The 20,016-nt window shown below is 52.1% G+C and carries 21 protein-coding genes and 1 riboswitch; of the genes, 11 read left to right on the top strand and 10 right to left on the bottom strand.

Going from position 1 to position 20,016, the window contains the following annotated elements:
• The first annotated feature begins 735 nt into the window (after nucleotides 1–735).
• The 4 genes from LG198_RS03480 to LG198_RS03465 all read left to right on the top strand — a co-directional run bounded on the left by LG198_RS03480 (nucleotide 736) and on the right by LG198_RS03465 (nucleotide 2,977).
• The gene (locus LG198_RS03480; RefSeq protein ID WP_230341769.1) at nucleotides 736–1,377 is read left to right on the top strand and encodes a virulence factor TspB C-terminal domain-related protein; all 642 of its coding nucleotides are present in this window, start codon (nucleotides 736–738) and stop codon (nucleotides 1,375–1,377) included.
• On the top strand, nucleotides 1,374–1,655 hold the full coding sequence (locus LG198_RS03475; RefSeq protein ID WP_230341768.1) for a DUF2523 domain-containing protein: 282 nt from the start codon (nucleotides 1,374–1,376) through the stop codon (nucleotides 1,653–1,655). Before LG198_RS03480 ends, LG198_RS03475 begins: the two co-directional genes overlap by 4 nt.
• Entirely contained in the window at nucleotides 1,652–2,680 is a 1,029-nt protein-coding gene (locus tag LG198_RS03470) for a zonular occludens toxin domain-containing protein (protein ID WP_230341767.1), read from the top strand. The genes LG198_RS03475 and LG198_RS03470 overlap by 4 nt, the downstream gene beginning before the upstream one ends.
• A 150-nt stretch (nucleotides 2,681–2,830) precedes the next feature.
• The gene (locus tag LG198_RS03465) at nucleotides 2,831–2,977 is read left to right on the top strand and encodes a hypothetical protein (protein WP_230341766.1); all 147 of its coding nucleotides are present in this window, start codon (nucleotides 2,831–2,833) and stop codon (nucleotides 2,975–2,977) included.
• A 129-nt stretch (nucleotides 2,978–3,106) separates the two neighbouring features.
• Here LG198_RS03465 and LG198_RS03460 read toward each other — a convergent pair whose 3' ends face one another.
• The 4 genes from LG198_RS03460 to LG198_RS03445 form a co-directional block, all read right to left on the bottom strand.
• Nucleotides 3,107–3,349, bottom strand: a complete 243-nt coding sequence (locus tag LG198_RS03460) for a DUF2442 domain-containing protein (protein ID WP_230341765.1) — start codon at nucleotides 3,347–3,349, stop codon at nucleotides 3,107–3,109.
• Nucleotides 3,330–3,566, bottom strand: a complete 237-nt coding sequence (locus tag LG198_RS03455; protein WP_230341764.1) for a DUF4160 domain-containing protein — start codon at nucleotides 3,564–3,566, stop codon at nucleotides 3,330–3,332. The genes LG198_RS03460 and LG198_RS03455 overlap by 20 nt, the downstream gene beginning before the upstream one ends.
• A gap of 90 nt (nucleotides 3,567–3,656) precedes the next feature.
• The gene (locus tag LG198_RS03450) at nucleotides 3,657–4,100 is read right to left on the bottom strand and encodes a hypothetical protein (RefSeq protein WP_230341763.1); all 444 of its coding nucleotides are present in this window, start codon (nucleotides 4,098–4,100) and stop codon (nucleotides 3,657–3,659) included.
• Between the two features lie 820 nt (nucleotides 4,101–4,920).
• A complete protein-coding gene (locus LG198_RS03445; RefSeq protein ID WP_230341762.1) occupies nucleotides 4,921–5,436 on the bottom strand; it encodes a hypothetical protein in 516 nt (171 codons plus the stop codon).
• 253 nt (nucleotides 5,437–5,689) lie between these two features.
• Here LG198_RS03445 and LG198_RS03440 point away from each other — a divergent pair, with 253 nt between their 5' ends.
• Complete coding sequence (locus LG198_RS03440; RefSeq protein ID WP_230341761.1) at nucleotides 5,690–5,857, top strand: hypothetical protein; 168 nt, start codon at nucleotides 5,690–5,692, stop codon at nucleotides 5,855–5,857.
• Nucleotides 5,858–6,174: 317 nt separating this feature from the next.
• Nucleotides 6,175–6,471 (top strand): hypothetical protein, encoded by a 297-nt coding sequence (locus LG198_RS03435; RefSeq protein WP_230341760.1) that lies wholly within the window; start codon nucleotides 6,175–6,177, stop codon nucleotides 6,469–6,471.
• 187 nt (nucleotides 6,472–6,658) lie between these two features.
• On the opposite strand, the gene LG198_RS03430 is transcribed toward LG198_RS03435, so the two are convergent.
• The 4 genes from LG198_RS03430 to glgC form a co-directional block, all read right to left on the bottom strand.
• Nucleotides 6,659–7,579 carry an ROK family protein gene (locus tag LG198_RS03430; RefSeq protein WP_230341759.1) on the bottom strand — a complete coding sequence of 307 codons (921 nt, stop codon included), beginning with the start codon at nucleotides 7,577–7,579 and terminating at the stop codon, nucleotides 6,659–6,661.
• 65 nt (nucleotides 7,580–7,644) lie between these two features.
• Nucleotides 7,645–9,663 (bottom strand): alpha-amylase/4-alpha-glucanotransferase domain-containing protein, encoded by a 2,019-nt coding sequence (locus tag LG198_RS03425; RefSeq protein WP_230341758.1) that lies wholly within the window; start codon nucleotides 9,661–9,663, stop codon nucleotides 7,645–7,647.
• Between the two features lie 20 nt (nucleotides 9,664–9,683).
• A complete protein-coding gene (locus LG198_RS03420; RefSeq protein WP_230341757.1) occupies nucleotides 9,684–11,432 on the bottom strand; it encodes a glycoside hydrolase family 57 protein in 1,749 nt (582 codons plus the stop codon).
• 64 nt (nucleotides 11,433–11,496) lie between these two features.
• Entirely contained in the window at nucleotides 11,497–12,780 is a 1,284-nt protein-coding gene (glgC, locus tag LG198_RS03415) for a glucose-1-phosphate adenylyltransferase (protein WP_230341756.1), read from the bottom strand.
• A 199-nt stretch (nucleotides 12,781–12,979) separates the two neighbouring features.
• Between glgC and glgB the strand changes: the two genes are divergently transcribed.
• Together glgB and LG198_RS03405 are read left to right on the top strand one after the other, a co-directional pair.
• Nucleotides 12,980–15,154: a 1,4-alpha-glucan branching protein GlgB gene (glgB, locus tag LG198_RS03410; RefSeq protein ID WP_230341755.1), complete on the top strand. Its 2,175-nt coding sequence runs from the start codon at nucleotides 12,980–12,982 to the stop codon at nucleotides 15,152–15,154.
• A 219-nt stretch (nucleotides 15,155–15,373) separates the two neighbouring features.
• On the top strand, nucleotides 15,374–15,745 hold the full coding sequence (locus LG198_RS03405; protein WP_230341754.1) for a hypothetical protein: 372 nt from the start codon (nucleotides 15,374–15,376) through the stop codon (nucleotides 15,743–15,745).
• 3 nt (nucleotides 15,746–15,748) lie between these two features.
• Here LG198_RS03405 and LG198_RS03400 read toward each other — a convergent pair whose 3' ends face one another.
• Nucleotides 15,749–16,357 (bottom strand): LysE family translocator, encoded by a 609-nt coding sequence (locus tag LG198_RS03400; protein WP_230341753.1) that lies wholly within the window; start codon nucleotides 16,355–16,357, stop codon nucleotides 15,749–15,751.
• Between the two features lie 166 nt (nucleotides 16,358–16,523).
• Here LG198_RS03400 and LG198_RS03395 point away from each other — a divergent pair, with 166 nt between their 5' ends.
• Nucleotides 16,524–17,285, top strand: coding sequence for a lipopolysaccharide kinase InaA family protein (locus LG198_RS03395; RefSeq protein WP_230341752.1), 762 nt, complete (start codon nucleotides 16,524–16,526; stop codon nucleotides 17,283–17,285).
• Between the two features lie 49 nt (nucleotides 17,286–17,334).
• A riboswitch (yybP-ykoY riboswitch) is annotated at nucleotides 17,335–17,499 on the top strand.
• A 43-nt stretch (nucleotides 17,500–17,542) separates the two neighbouring features.
• Entirely contained in the window at nucleotides 17,543–18,076 is a 534-nt protein-coding gene (locus LG198_RS03390; protein WP_268866769.1) for a manganese efflux pump MntP, read from the top strand.
• Here LG198_RS03390 and LG198_RS03385 read toward each other — a convergent pair.
• Complete coding sequence (locus LG198_RS03385) at nucleotides 18,073–18,705, bottom strand: TetR family transcriptional regulator (RefSeq protein WP_230341750.1); 633 nt, start codon at nucleotides 18,703–18,705, stop codon at nucleotides 18,073–18,075. The two genes, LG198_RS03390 and LG198_RS03385, sit on opposite strands and share 4 nt — an antisense overlap.
• Nucleotides 18,706–18,840: 135 nt before the next feature.
• Between LG198_RS03385 and LG198_RS03380 the strand changes: the two genes are divergently transcribed.
• On the top strand, nucleotides 18,841–20,013 hold the full coding sequence (locus LG198_RS03380; RefSeq protein ID WP_230341749.1) for a MexX/AxyX family multidrug efflux RND transporter periplasmic adaptor subunit: 1,173 nt from the start codon (nucleotides 18,841–18,843) through the stop codon (nucleotides 20,011–20,013).
• Nucleotides 20,014–20,016 lie beyond the last annotated feature (3 nt).

Below are 20,016 nucleotides of genomic sequence, written 5' to 3'. Positions count from 1 at the left end.
AATATGCGCATGGATACTGTTCAGATGAGATACCTTGCCCTGATTCCCTTGCTCCTGGTCGGGGCAACCTCCCAAGCTGCCACCATTGAAATCGGCACCCCGTCTTACATTCGGCCTGTCGGTGACCAGCTCTATTACTTCCCCGCTGATGAGCGTGCGCCGCCACGTCCAGCTTGGCCCGGCATGGAAAACAACTCTCGTGACGTCAACGTCCCCACAAGCAAAGGCCGCTTGCCTGTCACCCTTAATCAGAAAACACCTGTAAAAATCGGTGGCTTGGCAGGGGCAGGGCTTAATCTCGCAAAGCGTGCAGGGCCGCTTGGCATTGGCTTAACTCTAGCTTGGGAACTATGCGATAAAACTGATATTTGCGCTGGACCCTCTGACCCTGACAATCCTGTATCAACGCCAACCTGGACATTGACAGACCCTTCCAGTAAGCCTATGTCATATCAGCGTTGGAGAACCTCTACCGGTTCCAGTGCTCCTCCTGCACAGGAGTTTTCTACATATACAGCCGCTTGTGATTATTATGTTCCTGCGTACATTTCTAATCAGGCTGGCTGGTCCACAGGTGAAATGCTTTCGTGCTATCAGTCAGGCTCACAGAATGTTTCTGCGCAGATCAGATTTCAGACTGTGGCAAATGCTGGTACTGCAAACTACAGTACGACGGTTATTGGTGTTGCTGTTTTAATTCAAAATTGCCCGTCTACGCATTATTTAGCGAATAACATGTGCCAGCCTTATAACCCTGACAGGCGTCTGCCCATTACGCCAGCAGGCTGGCCACTACCTGAAGATGTGCCTGAGCTCAATACGCCTGACATCATCCCCGACTTGATTGAAGGCGGCGAACCTATCCCGCTTGATACGCCCACGATTGACCCCAAGACCGTCCCCGGCCCCGGTGGCTCGACCACGGAAACCATCCGCAACGGCCAAGGCGACCCGATTGGCACTAAAACCACGGATACCACGGTCACGGTCTCGCCTTCCGGTCCAACCACGGTTACCGTCACAGAAACCACCACGATCACGGAAACCAATATCACCAATAACACCACCACCACGGTGCAGGAAACCACGCTGCCTAATGATGAGGATCAGTCCGAAAAGCCAAAGGAAGACACCGATATTGAAATTGATGACGTGCAGGATGTTGACCTGGATACCCATGAAATCCCTGACACGTTCAGCTATGACTCATGGGGCGGCGGTAGCTGCCCAGGCGATCCGACCATCACTGCCAAGGGTCACTCCTATAGCCTGCCGGTCCATACCGTCTGCGAGGCAATGATCGATCTTCGCCCTGCCGTCCTGCTCATTGCCGCCCTGGTCTCTGCCTACATCATCTCGGGAGCTTTCCGCCAATGAAATTCCTGCTCGGTACCTTCTTCACCAACTCCGCCGGCGCAATTGCCAAGCGTGTCCTGGCCGCCCTGGGCCTGGGCATCATCAGCTACGCTGGCGTGGCGACAGCGCTTGCCACGGCCATCAGTTATGCCCAGGCTACCTATACCGGGTTTGGCGGCTATATCGCTGCCTTTGCGGGCCTGGGTGGCATTGGTGAGGCCCTGGGCATGATCGCCGGTGCCATGACCTTCCGCGTCACCGTGGCCTATATGTCCAAGATCGGCGTCATGCCCAAATGATTACGTTGATCACGGGCCAGCCGGGCAATGGCAAATCCGCCCTGACCGTCTGGCAATACATCCGCCCCGAGGTCGAGAAGCGTACCGTCTACTGTGTCGGCATTCCCAAGCTGACCCTGCCGGTTATCCCGATAAGCCGCGCCGAGCTCGAACGCTGGCATGAACTCGAGCCCAAGAAAAACCCCGACGATGAGGACGAAGTGCCACTGCTGAAGAACATCCAGGAAGGCTCCCTTATTGTCGTGGACGAGTGCCAGAAGTCATTCAAGCCGACCGGCACCACCATGCAGCCCTTTATCGAGTACCTGTGCGAGCATCGCCACCATGGCCTGGACTTTGTCGTCATTACCCAGTTCCCGCACCTGGTGCACAAGACCGTGCGCGCCCTGGTGACCAAGCATATCCACGTGCGCAGCACCTGGCGCGGCCGCAGCCTGCACGAATGGCCGGAATGGCAGGAGAACCCGCATACCAAGTCCAACCTGGCCGTGGCGACCACGACGCGCTACACCATCCCCAAGGAAGTGTTTGGCATGTATGAATCGGCCAGCATCCATACCAAGGTCAAGCACAAGATACCGATGGCCTTCAAGCTGTTCGTGCTGCTCCTGGTGGTCGTGCCCATGCTGGGCTACATGGCGGTGCAGCGCGTGAAGGCCAAGACCGGGCCAAACAAGCCGGACGCGGAAATCGTCCAGGAAGAAACCATGACCAAGACCGTCTTGACCAAGATAGAGGCCATGACGCCAGAACAAATGGCCCAGGAGCAAGCCAGGCTCAATCCTGACCAGGTCGAGGCGACGACCCTGGTCATACAGCGCAAGCTGGACATGGTCTCGGATGCCCCGTGGGCAATGATCGGCGCCTGCGTTGACTTCAGGGGCGAATGCCGCTGCTATGGCGATGAAGGACAGCGCGTAGACGTGTCAGAGGCCGCATGCCGGTCAGGTATTGAAAACAAGTGGTCTGGCCGTGGCATGCCTGCGCAGGCGACAACGAGGAGGAACGACGAGGCGGAGTCGTAGCAGGCAGGCTTGCCCAACGGCCGTATTTTCCACAATAATCCAGGCATGGACATTCTGGTTACTGGATTATTGGCGGTCGCCGTTGCCTTCCTCGTCTGGCATTGGGTTTTCAACCAACGCTCACCTCGGCATTCTAGCCTGGACAATGAAATGAAAAGACTGGTCACTGCCTGCCGGGGCGATAAGGACAAGGCCAGGCGGCTTGTGGAATACGAGCGCAGGCTCAATCCCAACATACGCACCATCAATGCTATTCAAAACGCCTTTGATCGCCTGGAACGTGACCGTCAGCGATGATTTGGCGTCAAAAAATCCGCCTGCAGGATCTGGCCAACCCGATATGTGACACCAATTGGTGTCACACCGGGATCCTCGACCTGTGGGATCTGACACCAATAAAAAAGCCCTCATTGCAAGAGCTTTGTTTTAGCTGTTGCGCATCAACGTACTGACCGCGATATCCTCATCGATCTCCGGCCAATGCACACCGATACCCTTGCCGATCAGCCGCCAGTTATGGCGCTGCGCGTCGTTCGCATCGCGCAGCCTGGGGAACCACTCCAAAGGCGCGGAAATCTCGCGGCCGTCGGCCAGCACCATATGCAGCGCATCATTGGCGAAACTGACCTCAACAGCGTGAGCATCAAGCCTAATTGCTAAAGTACTCATTCCATCTCTCCAAAAACAGTTCCCGGTTCTCAATCACAAGCATCCGCAGCTTCTTCATCTCATGGCTGCGGAACCCCTCCGAACTGGCGAGCTCCACCGGGTTCAACCAGTACTTGGCCACCTTGTCGCCATGCTCCACATGAATGTGGGGAGGCTCGTTGCCCTCCATGCTGAAAAAGAAGAACCGGAAGCCCTGCGTCAATAAAATCGTTGGCATCTCAACTCCTCATCCTGCTACCAATTATATATAAATTGGTGACAAATAATTACCTGGTACATCACCAACTGTCACCAAATTGGTGTCAACTCAGCGCTGTCCAGGAGAATACTGTACCCCATCCCCCAGATAATCCAGCAGATTCATGCAGTGATACTCCGCTAACTGAGATTGCCGCTGCAACCACTCGGCCCTCTCCTCCAGTTTCAGGTACTGCTCTCCCCTCTCGATCCCGGCCAAGGCCTCCCGCACCTTCTCCTCGCCCTGGCCCACGTACACCCGCTTCCGCGGCTCCCCGTTTTTGCTTGGATAGACCAGATACAAATATTTGCCGTTCTTCCAGGTTGTGCCGGCGTAGGTGAGGCCCTGCTTTTTGAGGGCCAGCAACTGCGCCTGCACCCGGTTCCACTCATCGCGCCGTTGCCTGATCTTCTCCGACACCTCGAGCAGTTTGCTCTCTTCCTTATCCATGCTGGGCCACTCCGCATTGAGTGCCATCTCCTTGGTTGAAACATCTACAAGCTGCTTTGCCATCTCATTAGTCCTGTTCGCGTTGAAGGTCTGCCGTGTGGTGAAGGCAGCGTCCGAAGGATGCAGCCCTCGCCATACGGCATGGCCGACCAGCAACATTGGAGGAAATAAGGGTCAAGACTGAAACCCCGAAGGGGCGCGTAAATGGAGGGGACCCGCAACGCGGGGAGGAAACCGTTTAAGAGCGGTCTTGATGCTTATTTGCTCCAATGGTTCTAGCGAAATTCACCGATGGGTGCCCAGAAGAGGACTCGTACCTTTGAGGCAATAAAAAACCTCGCAAATGCGAGGTTCTATCTGATGACCGATGGTGAATCTGGTTTTCTTAAGCGCCCATTATACGAAATAAATGACGGCTTACTTGTGGTGGCGATATGTGAGATCCAGATTATACTGCCTGGTTGGTCTCTCCATCAGTTCGATCATGCGTTTTCCAGTAACGATGTTGTAGCTGCTTAGGTACCGGCACGTTACCTCGATCAGTTCTTGGTCTATATTCAGCTCCGCTAGCCGGAGCTTTTCTTTAGCTATCCATCGATACAGCTTCCGGCGTTTCGCTCCCTTTGGTTTTTCTACCCGCAGCATAAAATACCACAGGTGCAGCTTGCTGCTGACCCAGTCAGGCCGACGATGGACGCCTTGATGACGGAATCCATACATGATTATTGCTTTTATTGGAAAAGGACCGAAAAACCAGTCTATAGGACGCGTTTAAAACGCTTGGTTGATGCTGAGGTATAGGCGCTCGCGGAAAAACGCCTTAGAATATCTGAAATGACGCTAATCTACATGGGGGCTTAAAGCAGCCCCCATACCCCTGCATTCATTTTTCATTAGGCCAGTTCAAAATTGACTTAATGACTTCAAGGGACCTAGCATCTGACGCTTCTCGAATCTTAAGAAACTCTTCATAGTTAAAAGCCGGAATATTATTATTTTCAAGTTCCTTGCGTAGGGCGACTTGTAAATTATTAGATTGTTCTCGAGCGGAAGGAAGTCGAGTAAGAACATATTTCATTGGCTCTACAGGATCGCCATTAAAAAATCTTATTCGCATGACTTCAGTCATGGTTTCCAACATATGGTCATTAAAATCAGAAATTAGCTTAGCTGTTTCATTGGTTACTATCAATTCAAGTTTTGCTAACGCAGCACCAGCTTTATTAGCTGACCTTCCTAAAATCTCACGCTGACTATCTTTCACTGTCGCATACAACGAAATATTTCCCAAGCGTGTATGAAGTCCTTCAGCTGAAATAAGTGAAAAACAACCAGCAATTAATGCAGGTATAATATTTTCGGTATCAGGATTATAAATATTTGTAATTGAATCAAGCATATTTGACTCTAAAGAAGAGAAAAACCACATAATAAATCAAAAGCCCCGAAAGGGGCTTTATCATTTCCGGACCAAAAAGTAATGCCGGATCTGCTTATGGTTGCCAGTGAACGCCGAGTTACCGCCTATCATACCGAATAAGTGATATCGCCCCGCAAGGGGCTTTATTATTGGTGTCAGGCGTTTCTCCGACCGGGAGCTGGGCCGGGAGGTCTGCCGCTGCCGCTGGATCGACTTCAATACCGCGATTTGATTGGTACGGCCCAACGGCGCTACCTTGCTATTGTTGTCGATCGCACGCACCCGATTCTTTTTCTCGATCCTTGTAGTAATTGCACGTGATCTGGGCTCCCACCATGGTCTGGTTGCTGTTGCAGATGCCATCCTTGTGATAGTAACCGTCACGCTCGACTACGTGTAACTAGAGCGTAAAGTCAGTTTGTTATCCAGGCCTTCAGTCTATATGGTGGTCTAAGTCGGCCCCATACCCTGCATTTTTTAGCCGCGGTCTTTCTCAAGACGATTAAATGCATTCTACAAGGGAGCTTCATGTAAATTTTTATGATAAAAATGATAAAAATGATACATACTGTCCAAAATCTGGTTAATATTAGGCTATTGGTCAACAACGGGTTTACTAATAAGAATGCCTACTGCACATTTCCACGGACAAAATGATGCATTGTTGACCAATACCTTCTTTACTAATGCATAAAAAGGTGAAGGAAAGGAGTGGTTATGAAAGCCATCGTGGTCGCTATGAATACTTCTCGGAAACGGTATGCAGTCAAAGTCAAAGCTACAAATCAATATAGTGTGTTTGAGATTTTAGAACCCTTACTCCTGGCTTTCCATGAACAGGTTTTAGGTAATTTCGACCAACCCGGCAAACAGATTCTCATCGCAACGTCGGGGATAGTTTTTACTGCAAATGTAGAATTGGTGAATATTGATCAGGTTGAAGCATTAATCTGGACATTGAATAAGCCTAACCTTACGATACCTCCTAATTCGTCATCAGGAGCGGCGTACTAGCCAGCTTTTGAGTTTTAGATATCACTTTTATTGACGAAGGAGCACGCTATGCCTGATTTCTGGCAAGTTACTTTGATTATTCTCATCTTGATACATGCGGTATTTTTATTTTGGTTGATGGTACCTTTATATCTCCCATTCTGACCGCACTTGACCATCTTGCATTGTCCCCTGCCCCTTCAATCAATTAAACCTGCACGAGATGTGCAGCTCCTATAATCCCTGCTTGGTCGCTACTATTGGAAACCATGATTGTGATCTTATTCTTGAGTACGGGAATCAGGTCCTGGTCGAATTGAGCCTGAAGTGCAGGATAAATATATTGCCAGGCCTTGCTCATGCCTCCCCCGACCAGCACCAGTTGCGGATCAAGTGCTTTTGCCAAATGGGCAATCACCTGCCCCAGATAGCGGCCAGCAATAGCGTAAGCATCCAAAGCTGCGGCTTCGCCGGTTGCCGCCCTAGCAGCGATTTCATGCGCAGTAATGCGAGTCCCTGTCGCCTCGGTATAATTGGCAACAACGCCAGGAGCTGCTGCGTATTGCTCAAGGCAACCATGATTGCCACATCCACACATCCGCCCGCCCGGCTCCACGATTAGGTGGCCAACCTCCATGGCAACGCCGTGATCGCCTGGATAAGGCTGCCCTGCATGAATCAGGCCACCGCCAACGCCAGTGCCAAGGCCGATATAAATCATGCTGCGCGGCGGTGATTCAAGCAGGATGTATTCGCCAAATGCCGCTACCGAAGCATCGTTTTCCAGCTTGACTGGTAACCCAGTGAGTTTGGCAAGGTCTGCTGCCAAGTCCACATCACGTAACCCCGGCAGGTTGGGCGACTGCATCACACGGCCAGTTTCAGGATTGATAAATCCCGGGAAACCTATGCCAATACCGGTTACTTCAGGGTGAGCCAGCAATGCCCGCTGCAAAGCGGACAATGTAATGCGTAATATCTCCTGCCAGGCAATGGCGGGCGCATGCTGCTTGCAAATAGCAGAAAAGTCAGCAGGAAAACGCTGCTCGTCTATTACTTTTTGACCGCTCACAACGCCAACCCGGAGGTTGGTGCCCCCTATATCCACGCCAATACTGAGTGCGGTCATGATTTTGTAGCGCCTTAATGTTTTTATCTAATTAATTACATTCAATAATGTATTTAATTTACTGATTAAATTAATTTAATTTCAACAAAAATTCCATTCAGCAGTTGATCGGCAGGCCACTCTAATAGAATCGTCACAGCCTGCATGATTTTTTCAAACCCGGCTTCCGACTGGGAGACGGAAAAATGCGGATAGCTGTTGTAGCGGCCTGCAACGCTACTTTTGAGCTCTAATGTGCCACCTAGCACCCCATCATCCAGGCTTAACTCCTGGAACTCATCCAGTTGCAAGGGCTGGCCAAACCCGCCAAGGATATGCTTTCCCTGACGGAAACGGCCCGCTGGGCCATCGCAGCTCGGCATGGCAAGATTAAGCTCAACCCGCAGGCGGCCATCCAAGACTTCAGGACTAGTCAATGTGTATTGCACTGTCAGCCGGTTTTTATCAACGCGGAATGTCTTGCGTAACAGGGTTGTCTGCCCGGGAACCAGGGCGGCAAATTCGCAATCTGGCCCGCCATGCTCATCGCGGGCATATTGCAAAAGATGCTGGTTGCCACCGCCATCAATCCATTGATCGCAGAACAAGGCCTTGCGATATTCATCCAATGCCAGGTCATCCGGCGTGATTTCATGCTTGGACACCATCTGGTCATGCGGATTGCTGATGCCCTCGCCCTGATGATGGTGTTCAGGCGCGGCATTGACCTTACGGTGATAGTGCTCGGCCTGGCGCGTCAGCGTGTCGGCAAAATTGTGCTTTAACTTGTAACTGTCAAACTCGCTGATGGCTGCAGTGCCATCAAGCCTGATCACAGCCTGCAGACTGTCATTTTGTATGAACAACTCATCATGTCCATCAAGGTCGATGTCAAGTACTTGCTGTGGCGCGCGAGGTTCTGTCTCATCCAGCAGGCTCTCTAGGCGGATCAATGCCTGATAGACCGCCCGGCGTAAATGCGGCAGGTAAAGCCCGCCAAACAAGCCATGCCAGTAAGCATCGTTGGCCTGGGCTTCATACAGTGCCTGCAGCATTTCCTGGGTTTGTTTACCTTTTGGCAATGCATGATAGCGATTGGAAAGCGCAAGCATGCGCTTGTGCATCCAGTTCGACTCGGGGTAACGCATCAGGAAATTGCGCCAGATGCCGCCGCGTACAAATGGCTTAGTAACTTCATAGCGCTGATTGTGACGCTCCTGATCCACCAGGTCAGCATAATGGTGTGCTGCGGGGACAGGCAGTGTCCATTCATTCATTTCAATATAGGAAGCAGTAGGCAGGTACACCACTCCCTTGGTCCTGGCCTGCTTATGGTAGTCGGCATAACGCATAGGTTTGATGACGTTGGAATCGAGCACGCCTTCGATAAACTGGCGTAGCCAGCCACGTTCATATACCCAAGCATAGGTTTCAGGCCAGATACCAAATTTCTCAATATCATCAAAGTAGACCGCAGCAGCCTGGCCATCCTCTTGCGCAAGGCTTTCCAGGTAAGCGACAACTTCATGCGCAGGTGAAAACGGCAGCCGGTAGCGCAATGCTTCCGAGATTGGAAACAAGTCAATCCGGTGGCCATCCTCCTCCGTGGTATAAAAGCTATTAAGTTCAGCAGTATCCTTGCCTGTGCACATGAAGTGATAATCATCCACGGTCACATATTGAATACCGGCATCAGCCAATGCTGGCACCACAGTGGATTCCCATACGCGCTCGGTAAGCCAGGCACCCTGAGGTAGCGCGCCAAGCTCCGTCTTGAGAAACTTCGAGAGGGTATTGATCTGGCCTATGCGGTCACGCACGGGAATGGAAGCCAGTACCGGCTCGGTAAAGCCTGCGCCAAACAGCTCCACCTGCCCGCGCTCTACCATCTCGTGCAGCAACCCCATGTCATCAGGGAAATGCTTGAGCATGTACTGCAGCAGCCAGCCGCTGATGTGAATGGCAAAGTGAAATGCCGGATATTCATACATGAGCCGTAGAAACGGCCCATAGCAGCGTGCATGGGCATCATCCAGTACACTCTCGAAGTTCCCCACTGGCTGATGGGCATGAACACCAAGTAGCAAAGCAACGGTTTTAGCCAAGTCCTGCTCCTGTTTATTTGTTAGGTTGATGAATCCGCTGCCTGACCGCGGCGCATGGTGCCCACATTGGCAACTGTGGAGTCGGTGGTACCACTGCTGATTGCCTGGGTAAGGTTCTTCGGGGTCTCCCGCTTGAGCAGACTATAAAGGTTGGCAAGATTGCGGCGGAACAGTTGGTCAAAACTGCTGACACTCAAAGCCGAGTTATAATCTCCAAACCACCAGAACCAGTCCGAGCCTTCGCAAATAGCCAATTGCCGTGTGGCTGCCTCTTTTTCGGCCTCGCTCAAGGTGCCTTGCTGCATGACACGGTCAAACGCCTCCTTGGCGGCACACAGTAAATCCCATCCCCGGTTTTTGTCCGTACTGCCAATCCAGGTGCTGAAGCTGCCATAGACCCAGCTGCCTGCGGCAACAGCAGGCAGATCGCCCAGGGGCAGGCCTGAATCAGGCTGACGGCACTGTTGCGCCAGCTCGCTTGGCATTGCCATCACGATGTTGGGATGATCGCTCAATGCTTGATAGAGCTGGCTCAGGAAGTAATAACCATTGTACGGATAGTATTCCCACGCATTTTCACCGTCGAGAATCACACTGACTATAGGCGATTTACCGTTGCTGTTCTGCTCATGAATACGCTCCAGGCTGCCAATGAAATCTGCCACGGCATTATCCGCATGCTGGTTGGAGTATTCAAAGCCGATCTTGTCGGAGAGATGATCATCGCGGAAAAAGCAGATGATGTCGTCCTGCCCGCTGGTGATACGGTAAGGCTTATATAAGTATTCATGCCTGGGGGCCAACTCACTGGCATCAAACGATTTATACAAACTGTTGGCAAGCACGCCCTCGCCCGTTGCCGCCCATTGCACACCATGCTCGGCCAGCAGCGTCAAAGCTTCATGAGACACTGCGCCCTCCGCTGGCCACATGCCATTGGGCAACTTGCCAAAGCGCTGCTGATGCGAAGCCTGGGCCTCTTCAATATGCGCGCGGGCACGCTGCCTGCCACCCGGGTATTGCAGGTAATGCGGCAATGGCGCATAAGGCATGGCATCCCGCGTGGAGCGAAAGTCCAGTAACAAAGGCAGGATCGGGTGGTGATGCGGAGTGCTGGATATCTCGATACGCCCTTCCGCTTCAAGGGTGCGATAGCGCGGGATCAGGTTACGGATGAGGCTGGCAATCAGGTTAAACAGGCTCTGCCTGTCTTCGAGGGTGAATTGGCTGGCTTTGTTCATCAACGCCTGCACCTCGGGATGGCTGCGCCGTACACTTTCCCCTGTCCAGGCCAGGTGATACCACACAATCAGGTCAGCCATATACTGGCCGGACAAATAATTGAACATGCGCTTGCCACGGTTCTCGAGCTTTGTGTACATCGTATAGAGACACTGGTAATGCTCGAAAGGTGCAAGCATTTTTTCATGGTGTCCCTTGAAGCAACTTTCAAGAATCAGGCAACGCTCATCCAGCGTCAGCGATGTCATATCCTCCTTGGCAAGCAGTGCTAGAAGAGGGTCGCGGATATGCCCGCTATCAAACTGGTCGGCATAATCCTCTAGCTGATCCAGCAGCACGGGAACGAAATTGAAACTTACCCGGGCAGCAGGGTTATTCTCCAGGTGATACGCCATGTCGGTGTAATCCTTGATGGCATGCAGATAGGTCCATGGCAACACATACTCACCGCTGATAATGTCGCGATAATCCGGCTGGTGCATGTGCCAATATAAATTGAGATACAGCTTGGGATGCGATGCAGTCATATCTACCTTTATTTACATGATAAAGCATTGATATTACTGCCCGATCTGCGCCGGGCTTTAAAACTTAACGTATATGGTGCAAGTTCTGCCCGAGCATATCCGGGGTAACCAGCACAACCCCATGCTCTGTGACATGGAAGCGCTTGCGGTCCAGTTCAAGATTAACGCCTATCTCCATGCCGTCTGGAATGCGTGCACCACTATCGATCACGACACGCCGCAATGTCACATGCCGTCCCACATCCACCTTGGGCAGGACCACTGATTGCTCGATGCTGCTATAGCTATTCACCCTGACATCGGAAAACAGTACAGAGTTTCGTACATTCGCGCCACTTACAATGCAGCCCCCGGAAATCAGCGAGTCAGTCGCTTGCCCGCGGCGCTCCTCGTTGTCGAACACGAACTTGGCGGGGGGCAATTGCTCCTGATAGGTCCAGATCGGCCATTGGCGGTCGTAGAGATTAAGCTCGGGCACCACCTTGGTCAGCTCCATGTTTGCTTCCCAATAAGCATCTACCGTACCAACATCGCGCCAGTAGTAGTTGCCGTCGGCCGCGCCCACGCAGCTATCCGTGAAACGGTGTGCAAACACCCGGTATTTCTTGATTAGGTAGGGAATGATGTCATGGCCGAAATCATGGGATGAACTAGGATCATCGGCATCTCGGATCAGTTGCTCGTAAAGGAAAGCCGCATTGAAAATATAAATGCCCATGCTGGCGAGCGCATGCTCGGGGTCATCCGGCAGGCCGGGAGGGTCGGCAGGCTTTTCCTTGAAATCCACCACCCGGTCATTCTCATCCACGCCCATTACGCCAAAGGCGCTGGCTTCCTTGATCGGGACATTGATGCAGGCCACGGTCATATCCGCCTTGTTACGCACATGCGCTGCCAGCATTTGGCCGTAATCCATCTTGTAGATATGGTCGCCGGCAAGAATCAGCACAAACTCCGCGCTAGTCTGGCGCAGGATATCCAGGTTCTGGAACACAGCGTCCGCCGTGCCCTTGTACCACTCCTCCTGTATTCGTTGCTGGGCAGGCAGCAATTCGACAAACTCGTTGAACTCGCCACGCAGAAAGCCCCAGCCGCGCTGGATATGCTGGATCAGCGTATGCGCCTTGTACTGCGTCACGACGCCGATGCGGCGTATGCCAGAGTTGATGCAATTGGAAAGCGGGAAATCAATGATACGGAACTTGCCGCCAAACGGCACCGCCGGCTTGGCTGTCCAGTTGGTAAGATCCTTGAGGCGGCTGCCTTTGCCTCCCGCCAGAATCAGTGCCACCGTATTCTTGGTCAAGGTACTGACAAAACGAGAAGAACTTAATTCTTGCTGCTGCATTTTTGCCCCTCCTGATTTATAGTTTGGCTATTATGGGTGTCTGCCAACAGAGCGCGAACCGGGCTATTTCGCCTTTTACTGCTTGCTCTGAAACCATTATAGGCAGGAAGGTTCATAGTAGGCTAGAGCCTGCCGTGAATAAAAACCATTTTTTAAAAATTGTTATTAACACCTGCCCATTCATAACCGGAAGCAACTTTTGGCCAAGATAAAAAAAGACCCACAACTTTTGCATATCCTTCATGCCCGCCACCATGACCCGTTTGCGTATCTCGGGCTGCATCAGGACGGGAGCCAATACGTATTGCGCACTTTCCAGCCTTATGCAGACAAGGTCTGGCTGGAAACCACTTCAGGCTGGCAAGCCCTGCAGCGCAACCATGAGTCCGGATTATTCGAGTGGAGAGGCAACGAGCCGCCACCAGTCCCCTGCCGGATCAGGCTGGAAGAAAACGGCCACAGCTGGGAGACCCATGATGTATACACGTTCTGGACCGGCCTTTCTACCGACGAGCTCTACCTGTTTGGCGAAGGCAGGCTCAAGCAGGCCTACCGCACGTTTGGCGCACACCTATGCGAGCAGCAAGGCGTGCATGGCGTGCGTTTCGTCGTGTGGGCGCCCAATGCCGAGCGCGTCAGTGTGGTGGGCAACTTCAACCGCTGGGATGGCCGTATACATCCCATGCGCGTGCATGGCAGCAGCGGCGTATGGGAAATCTTTATCCCAGGGCTTACAACGAGCGACCTTTATAAATTCGAGATCCGTAACCGCCAAAGTGGGCAAGTATTCGCCAAGACCGACCCCTATGGTTTCAGCTTCGAGCAGCGCCCGGGTACGGCAGCCAGGGTAACGGCCTACGGGCACTATGCCTGGCAGGACAATACATGGCTGGAACAACGTGCCAAGGCAGATTGGCTGCATGCCCCGTTCAATTGCTACGAGGTCCACCTGGGTTCATGGCGGCGCAATGCCCAGGGGCATTTTCTGAATTATCGCGAGCTTGCCCATGAACTGGTGCCTTATGTGCAGGAAATGGGTTACACCCATATCGAGTTGCTGCCTGTTTCAGAGCACCCGCTCAATGAGTCCTGGGGTTACCAGACCACGGGCTACTTTGGCGTGACCAACCGTTTTGGCAGCCCGGATGACTTGCGCTACTTCATCGACTGCTGTCACCAGGCTGGCATAGGAGTGCTCCTGGACTGGGTACCAGGCCACTTCCCCAAGGATGACTGGGCCCTGGCGCGCTTTGATGGTTCCGCCCTGTTCGAGCATGAAGACCCGAGGTTGGGCGAGCATCAGGATTGGGGCACCTACATCTTCAACTATGGCCGCAACGAGGTGCGCAACTTCTTGCTGGCCAGCGCGTATTACTGGCTCTCTGAGTTCCATATCGATGGTCTGCGGGTGGATGCCGTTGCCTCCATGATCTATCTCGATTATTCAAGAAAAGCCGGGGAGTGGCTGCCCAACCGCCATGGCGGGCGGGAAAACCTTGAGGCCATCGATTTCCTCAGGCAACTCAACGTCATGGTGCATGAGGATTTTCCAGGCGCATTAACCATTGCTGAAGAATCAACGGCATGGCCTATGGTTTCACGCCCGGTGTACCTGGGAGGCTTGGGGTTTTCCATGAAGTGGAATATGGGCTGGATGAATGATACCCTGGCTTACTTTGCAAACGACTCCATCCACCGGCGCTACCATCACGACAAGCTGACCTTCGGCCAGATCTATGCCTATAGCGAGAATTTCGTGCTGCCTTTCTCGCACGATGAAGTCGTGCATGGCAAACACTCCCTGCTTGACAAAATGCCCGGGGACTCCTGGCAGAAATTTGCCAACCTGCGGCTCCTGATCACTTACCAGATGACAATCTCAGGCAAGAAGCTCAATTTCATGGGCAATGAATTTGGACAGGGACGTGAATGGAACGTCAATGCCAGCCTGGACTGGCAACTGCTCGAACGCCACTGGCACAAGGGAGTGCAACGCCTTAACCAGGACTTGTCCCACCTCTACCGCCAGCTTCCTGCCCTGTACGAACTCGATTTCGACCCGCATGGATTTGAGTGGATAGACTGTAGCGACAGCGATCAATCCATCATCAATTACCTGCGCCGCGCACGTGATGGCAGCTTCGTGTTGGTATTACTCAACTTTACGCCAGTGCTGCGCAGCGGCTATCGTATCGGCGTCCCAACCGCAGGACATTATCGCGAAATCTTCAACAGTGATGCCGAATACTACGGTGGCAGCAACCAGGGTAACGGCAACGGCTTGCAAAGTGAAGCGCAGGCCTGGATGGGGCATATGCAATCGCTGGTGGTGACCCTGCCTCCGCTAGGAGGAGTTATCATCACGCTGGATTGATACAGCACACGCAGCATTTCAATCAAGGCCAGAGAGAATAAGAGCGGCTAACAAAACTCAGTGAAGCGATCCTGTTAAGGCGCTCTGCCGCAGGTAGTACAAAAGTAGTAAGACAAGGCAGGGCAACAACGCCAGGAGAGTTTTATTAGCCGCTTTAAGCACGCCGAAACGGCACCAAAGTGATATATTCACGGTTTGTCTAACCCTCTCTTCCCCCCGATGAGTGAATACAGTGCCCTAGCCCGGCGTTACGTCTATTCAAGCTTCTTTTTGCTGCTTGTTGGCTATCTCTTCCCGGCACTTGCACTACTGATGACCGACGTCATCAGCAATCCGCAAGTGTTCTTTATCAGCCTGGGATTCCTGATCCTTTGCACCGCGATCTCGATGGGGATCAACTTCATCACCGATCGTTACATATTCGACATCAAGGCACTGCAGAAACAGGAAACCAGCAAATTCAGGCAGCGATTTCTCAAGCGTCACCAGCATCTATTACATATTTACCAGGCGACAGACTTTTTAAGCATCATGAATCTGCTGCTCTGCCCCGTGGTGTTTTACTACGTATCCACCCTCTACGGTTCCTGAGTTTTATCCAGCCACCATGGGATAAATGGAAGCCATTAACAGAATTGCCGTTGTCCAGTTGAATATTCTGAGCTTTGCCGGACTATCCATCAATTTGCGCAAGGCGAATCCAAACAACCCCCATACCGCAACGCACGGCAATCCAACCAGTGAATAAACGCCTGCAAGAATCGCAACATCAACAACAGCGGATGGCGTTGGCAGGAACGCAGTCAGCGCACCCAGGGCAATGACCCATGCTTTGGGGTTTATCCACTGAAAAATAGCCGCTTCAAGAAATGTAAGCGGTCTGCCTTGCAGGCTTGTAGCAGTCAGTTGATTGCCGCTCATGCCGATCCTGAGCGCGAGCCAGAACAAATAAGCAGCGCCCACGTACTTCAACACCATCTGCATCCAGGGAGATTGCAGAAACAAGCTGTGCAAGCCTATCCCCGTGGCAAACACCATAAAACCAAATCCCAGGCAAATGCCAAACAAGTGCGGCAATGAGCGTTTCGGGCCGTAATTGAGGCCAGAGGACATGATCATGATGTTATTGGGGCCTGGCGTCACTGAAGAAACTACCGCGAACATGATGAATGCGAGCAAATGCTCAACTGAAAAATGATGCATGTGTTAGCCAGAAATTCCAATAATCATTTAGCGATGATACCAAGTGTTGTATTTTTGTCATCAATGTAGCTTTTTTCACAAAAATATCACCACTTTCACCTGCTATCGTCACAATAGTAGTTTCTACAGGGTTAGGATTAACCCATATTTCCTCACCCTTTGGCCTATGCAAAAACCTCACAACACTCCATCAGGAGTTCGGAATTTTGACAAGTTATGGAATTATCAGGGCGAGTGGTTTGAGAAGCCCAATCAACACCGCCAAGGCTGGAGCGGCGTTAGCCGCATATTGATCCACCATTCTAACAAAGCGCAAAGGTTCTACGCATTTCTCAAACGGCAGCAAAATTTCATGCGCCGTACTTGGCGCCACCCCTTCAGTGGCGTATCCACGTTCAGTTGTGAATATGCCACATTGCTTTACCTGAGAAGTCACGGGGTGCCCGTGCCCTCCCCCTTGTTTTTCTCGGAGCAGAAACAGAACGGCAACGTCAATGCCGTCTTGCTGACTGCCGCGCTTGAAGGTTATCAACCATTGAACGATGTGGTTACCCAGTTATTGTCCGGCTCATGGTCAATTCACCGGCAAAGAAAGCTGATCGCCTCAGTGGCAAAAACAGTGGCCCACTTGCACTCGACCAAGATTCAACATCGCGCGCTGTACCCCAAGCATGTATTCGTCCGTGAAAATGTCCAGGGTGAATTTGACAGTGTATTGATTGATCTGGAGAAGGCCAGGTTAAAGCTGTTTTCCTGCCAGTGCGCCCTGCATGACCTGGCAACACTTAACCGCGACCTAATGCAGTTGAGCCTGAGCAACAGGCTTTACTTTCTCAAGCAATACTACGGCGTCAAGAAACTCAGCTTTGGCATGAAATTGATGGTTCGCTTGATCCAAGCAAGAACGCTGCGTAAACAGAAGCGCTAGCGCAAATCTGCGCCCCTGATACCCTGAGCAACGTATTTTATAGTAAAATCCCCTCATCTTTAGGGAGTAGCCTGCTTCCACTCGAAGCGCCCGTATCAACATAATCGACCCTGGTCGTGGTACGGGTAGCCATCATGGTTGGCGAGACTAATGGATGCCAGTACGTTCAGGTTGGGCGGTCTGGTTCCATTTGCATCGTGCCCGACCAACGCTTCATACCCATGAATATCGTTTCTACTCTTTTCCTTGCATTGGCCATGTCTGCCGACGCTTTCGCTGCAGCCATTGGCAAAGGCGCCATGCTACACAAGCCGCGCCTACTTGAAGCCTTGCGCACCGGCCTCATATTCGGTGTCATTGAGGCAATCACCCCGCTGCTGGGCTGGAGTCTTGGACGAATAGCCGCAGATTATGTGACCGCATGGGATCACTGGATTGCCTTCAGCATCCTCTCGATTCTGGGGCTACGCATGATATGGTCAGGACTCAAATCTGATAGCAAAATCGTCGAAAAGCCTCACAGCCATTCCTTTATCCTGCTTGCCATGACGGCATTCGGCACCAGTATCGATGCAATGAGCGTGGGCGTCAGCCTGGCTTTCCTGGATGTCGATATCGTCCCAGTGGCATTCGCCATTGGTATCGTGACTTGCCTGATGGTCACCATTGGCGTGATGTTGGGCCGTGCGCTCGGTTCGGCTTCCAGGCATACAGTGGAAGTCATCGGCGGCTTGATCCTGATCGGCATCGGCAGCCTGACCCTCTACAAACACTTGTGCGGGGCAGGTTAGCCTGCTTTCTCGCGAAGCTCCGGAGCATTCTTGAAAGCGGAAAATCCGGCACGATAAAGTGCTTCGGCAATCTCCCATTTGTTCTCTTTAACCCGGCTGGTCCAGAATAGCGTGCTGTAAATGCCATCGAACAATGAAAAAAGATACAAGTTAGCCAGGTCGATATCGATATCGGCAGGTAGATCCCCAGTAACAATTGCCTCGCGAATCAACTGCTCGGTGCCTAGGCTGTACTGGCGTTCCCATTGATCGCGAATTTCAAGTAAGGGCTGATTATCTTCATTGCTGTCGCACTGCACATATAGTATCTCCAATACCCGTTGGACCGACCCTGGCTCGCTACACAGTTTCAGGAAATACATGCCTTCTTGATATAGTGCCTCAAGTGCAGGCACTGCCGGATCGCGCTCCGGCACAACGGCAAGGGCAATTGCTCGCTCGCACATGGCGATCGCCAGTTCGATCTTGTTTTCGAAATGCCCGTAGACCGCTCCGCGCGATACGCCGGCCGCATCAGCGATATCGGCCATGGTGGCGTAACTGATGCCACGCTCGAGAATGACCCGTTCAGCGGCATCCAGAATGCTGGAGCGCGTCCGCAGGGAGTCTTCTTTAGTCTTTCTTGCCAAGGTTTGTCACCATTCTGATCAAAAAGTAAAGCGATTATACCCAAAAAAATATTTAATCATCCATGTTTGATTAAATAAAATTCCATGTTAAATTGCCAAGTCTTAATACCTTCCTTGAAATTAGGCGTAATCACCATGCTTCAATATCGCTCATACCTAGGCACCATCTACCTTATTGCCATTGTATTGTTTCTTAATGGCTGCGGAAAAGAGCCGCCGCAGCAAGAGGCCGAGACTGCCCCTGAAGTATCTGTGATGACGGCCGAGCTTACCTCGGTTACCAATACAGTCACCCTGCCTGGAAGGCTCGAAGCCTATCGTCAAGCAGAAGTACGCGCACGTGTCGCCGGGATCGTGACTGAGCGCTTGTATAAGGAAGGCCAGGATGTCAAAAAAGGCACCCCGCTCTTCCTGATCAATCCCGAATTATTGAACGCAGCAAGGGATCAGGCATCGGGTACATTGGCTGCTGCTGAAGCCCAATATGCCAATGCACAAGACAAGCTGGAACGCTACAAGGATCTCGCCACTGACCAGTCGATCAGTGATCGGGATTACAAAGCGGCGATTGCTGAAGAAATGCAAGCCAAGGCACAGCTCCTGACAGCAAAAGCCCAATTGGATCGCGCCAATCTTGACCTCAGCTATTCGCGTGTTACGTCGCCAATCGCTGGTCGCGCTCGCAGAGCGCTTGTGACGGAAGGCGCACTGGTAGGCCAGGATGCTCCCACACCGCTTACTACGGTAGAACAGCTCGATCCGATTTACGTCAATTTCTCGCAGCCTGCTTCTGAGGTGATGGCGTTGCAACGCGCAATTAAAGAAGGCCGTATGCAAAGTGTGGCAAAAGACGCCATCCAGGTTGAGCTAGTGTTCCCTGATGGCAGCGTATACAAGAACCCTGGCAAGTTGTTCTTCTCGGATATGGCGGTGGACAGCAATACCGATACGGTGGCCATGAGAGCCTTGTTTGCCAATCCCAACTATGAACTGCTGCCAGGGGCATACGTGCAAATACGTCTAGAGCAAGCGGTGAACAAGAACATAGTATTGGTACCCAGGGATGCGCTGGTGCGAACTTCTGCCGGTTCCAGTGTGATGGTTATTGGACAGGACAGCAAGGTAGAAGCCAGGCAGGTCACTGCCGAAGCCATGCAAGGCCCTAACTGGATTGTGACTGACGGGCTCAAGGGTGGGGAAATCATTATCTTGACCAATCCCGGCATGCTGGCCCCAGGCACTACAGTGAAACCCAAGTCTGAAAAAAAACAGGGCGAAGCTGAGTCTACGCCAGAAGCCAATCAATAATCT

This window comes from Methylobacillus arboreus (genome assembly GCF_020532725.1).
In the GTDB taxonomy this organism is placed as follows: Bacteria; Pseudomonadota; Gammaproteobacteria; order Burkholderiales; family Methylophilaceae; genus Methylobacillus; species Methylobacillus arboreus.
Note: the sequence above shows the minus strand (reverse complement) of the source record. Positions and strands in the feature narration are given on the sequence as shown.

What these genes read in the sequence shown, in the direction of transcription:
- LG198_RS03480 (WP_230341769.1), top strand. Translation starts at nt 736, where the DNA reads ATGTGCCAGCCTTATAACCCTGACAGGCGTCTGCCCATTACGCCAGCA.
- LG198_RS03475 (WP_230341768.1), top strand. Translation starts at nt 1,374, where the DNA reads ATGAAATTCCTGCTCGGTACCTTCTTCACCAACTCCGCCGGCGCAATT.
- LG198_RS03470 (WP_230341767.1), top strand. Translation starts at nt 1,652, where the DNA reads ATGATTACGTTGATCACGGGCCAGCCGGGCAATGGCAAATCCGCCCTG.
- LG198_RS03465 (WP_230341766.1), top strand. Translation starts at nt 2,831, where the DNA reads ATGAAAAGACTGGTCACTGCCTGCCGGGGCGATAAGGACAAGGCCAGG.
- LG198_RS03460 (WP_230341765.1), bottom strand. Translation starts at nt 3,349, where the DNA reads ATGAGTACTTTAGCAATTAGGCTTGATGCTCACGCTGTTGAGGTCAGT.
- LG198_RS03455 (WP_230341764.1), bottom strand. Translation starts at nt 3,566, where the DNA reads ATGCCAACGATTTTATTGACGCAGGGCTTCCGGTTCTTCTTTTTCAGC.
- LG198_RS03450 (WP_230341763.1), bottom strand. Translation starts at nt 4,100, where the DNA reads ATGGCAAAGCAGCTTGTAGATGTTTCAACCAAGGAGATGGCACTCAAT.
- LG198_RS03445 (WP_230341762.1), bottom strand. Translation starts at nt 5,436, where the DNA reads ATGCTTGATTCAATTACAAATATTTATAATCCTGATACCGAAAATATT.
- LG198_RS03435 (WP_230341760.1), top strand. Translation starts at nt 6,175, where the DNA reads ATGAAAGCCATCGTGGTCGCTATGAATACTTCTCGGAAACGGTATGCA.
- LG198_RS03430 (WP_230341759.1), bottom strand. Translation starts at nt 7,579, where the DNA reads ATGACCGCACTCAGTATTGGCGTGGATATAGGGGGCACCAACCTCCGG.
- LG198_RS03420 (WP_230341757.1), bottom strand. Translation starts at nt 11,432, where the DNA reads ATGACTGCATCGCATCCCAAGCTGTATCTCAATTTATATTGGCACATG.
- glgC (WP_230341756.1), bottom strand. Translation starts at nt 12,780, where the DNA reads ATGCAGCAGCAAGAATTAAGTTCTTCTCGTTTTGTCAGTACCTTGACC.
- LG198_RS03405 (WP_230341754.1), top strand. Translation starts at nt 15,374, where the DNA reads ATGAGTGAATACAGTGCCCTAGCCCGGCGTTACGTCTATTCAAGCTTC.
- LG198_RS03400 (WP_230341753.1), bottom strand. Translation starts at nt 16,357, where the DNA reads ATGCATCATTTTTCAGTTGAGCATTTGCTCGCATTCATCATGTTCGCG.
- LG198_RS03395 (WP_230341752.1), top strand. Translation starts at nt 16,524, where the DNA reads ATGCAAAAACCTCACAACACTCCATCAGGAGTTCGGAATTTTGACAAG.
- LG198_RS03390 (WP_268866769.1), top strand. Translation starts at nt 17,543, where the DNA reads ATGTCTGCCGACGCTTTCGCTGCAGCCATTGGCAAAGGCGCCATGCTA.
- LG198_RS03380 (WP_230341749.1), top strand. Translation starts at nt 18,841, where the DNA reads ATGCTTCAATATCGCTCATACCTAGGCACCATCTACCTTATTGCCATT.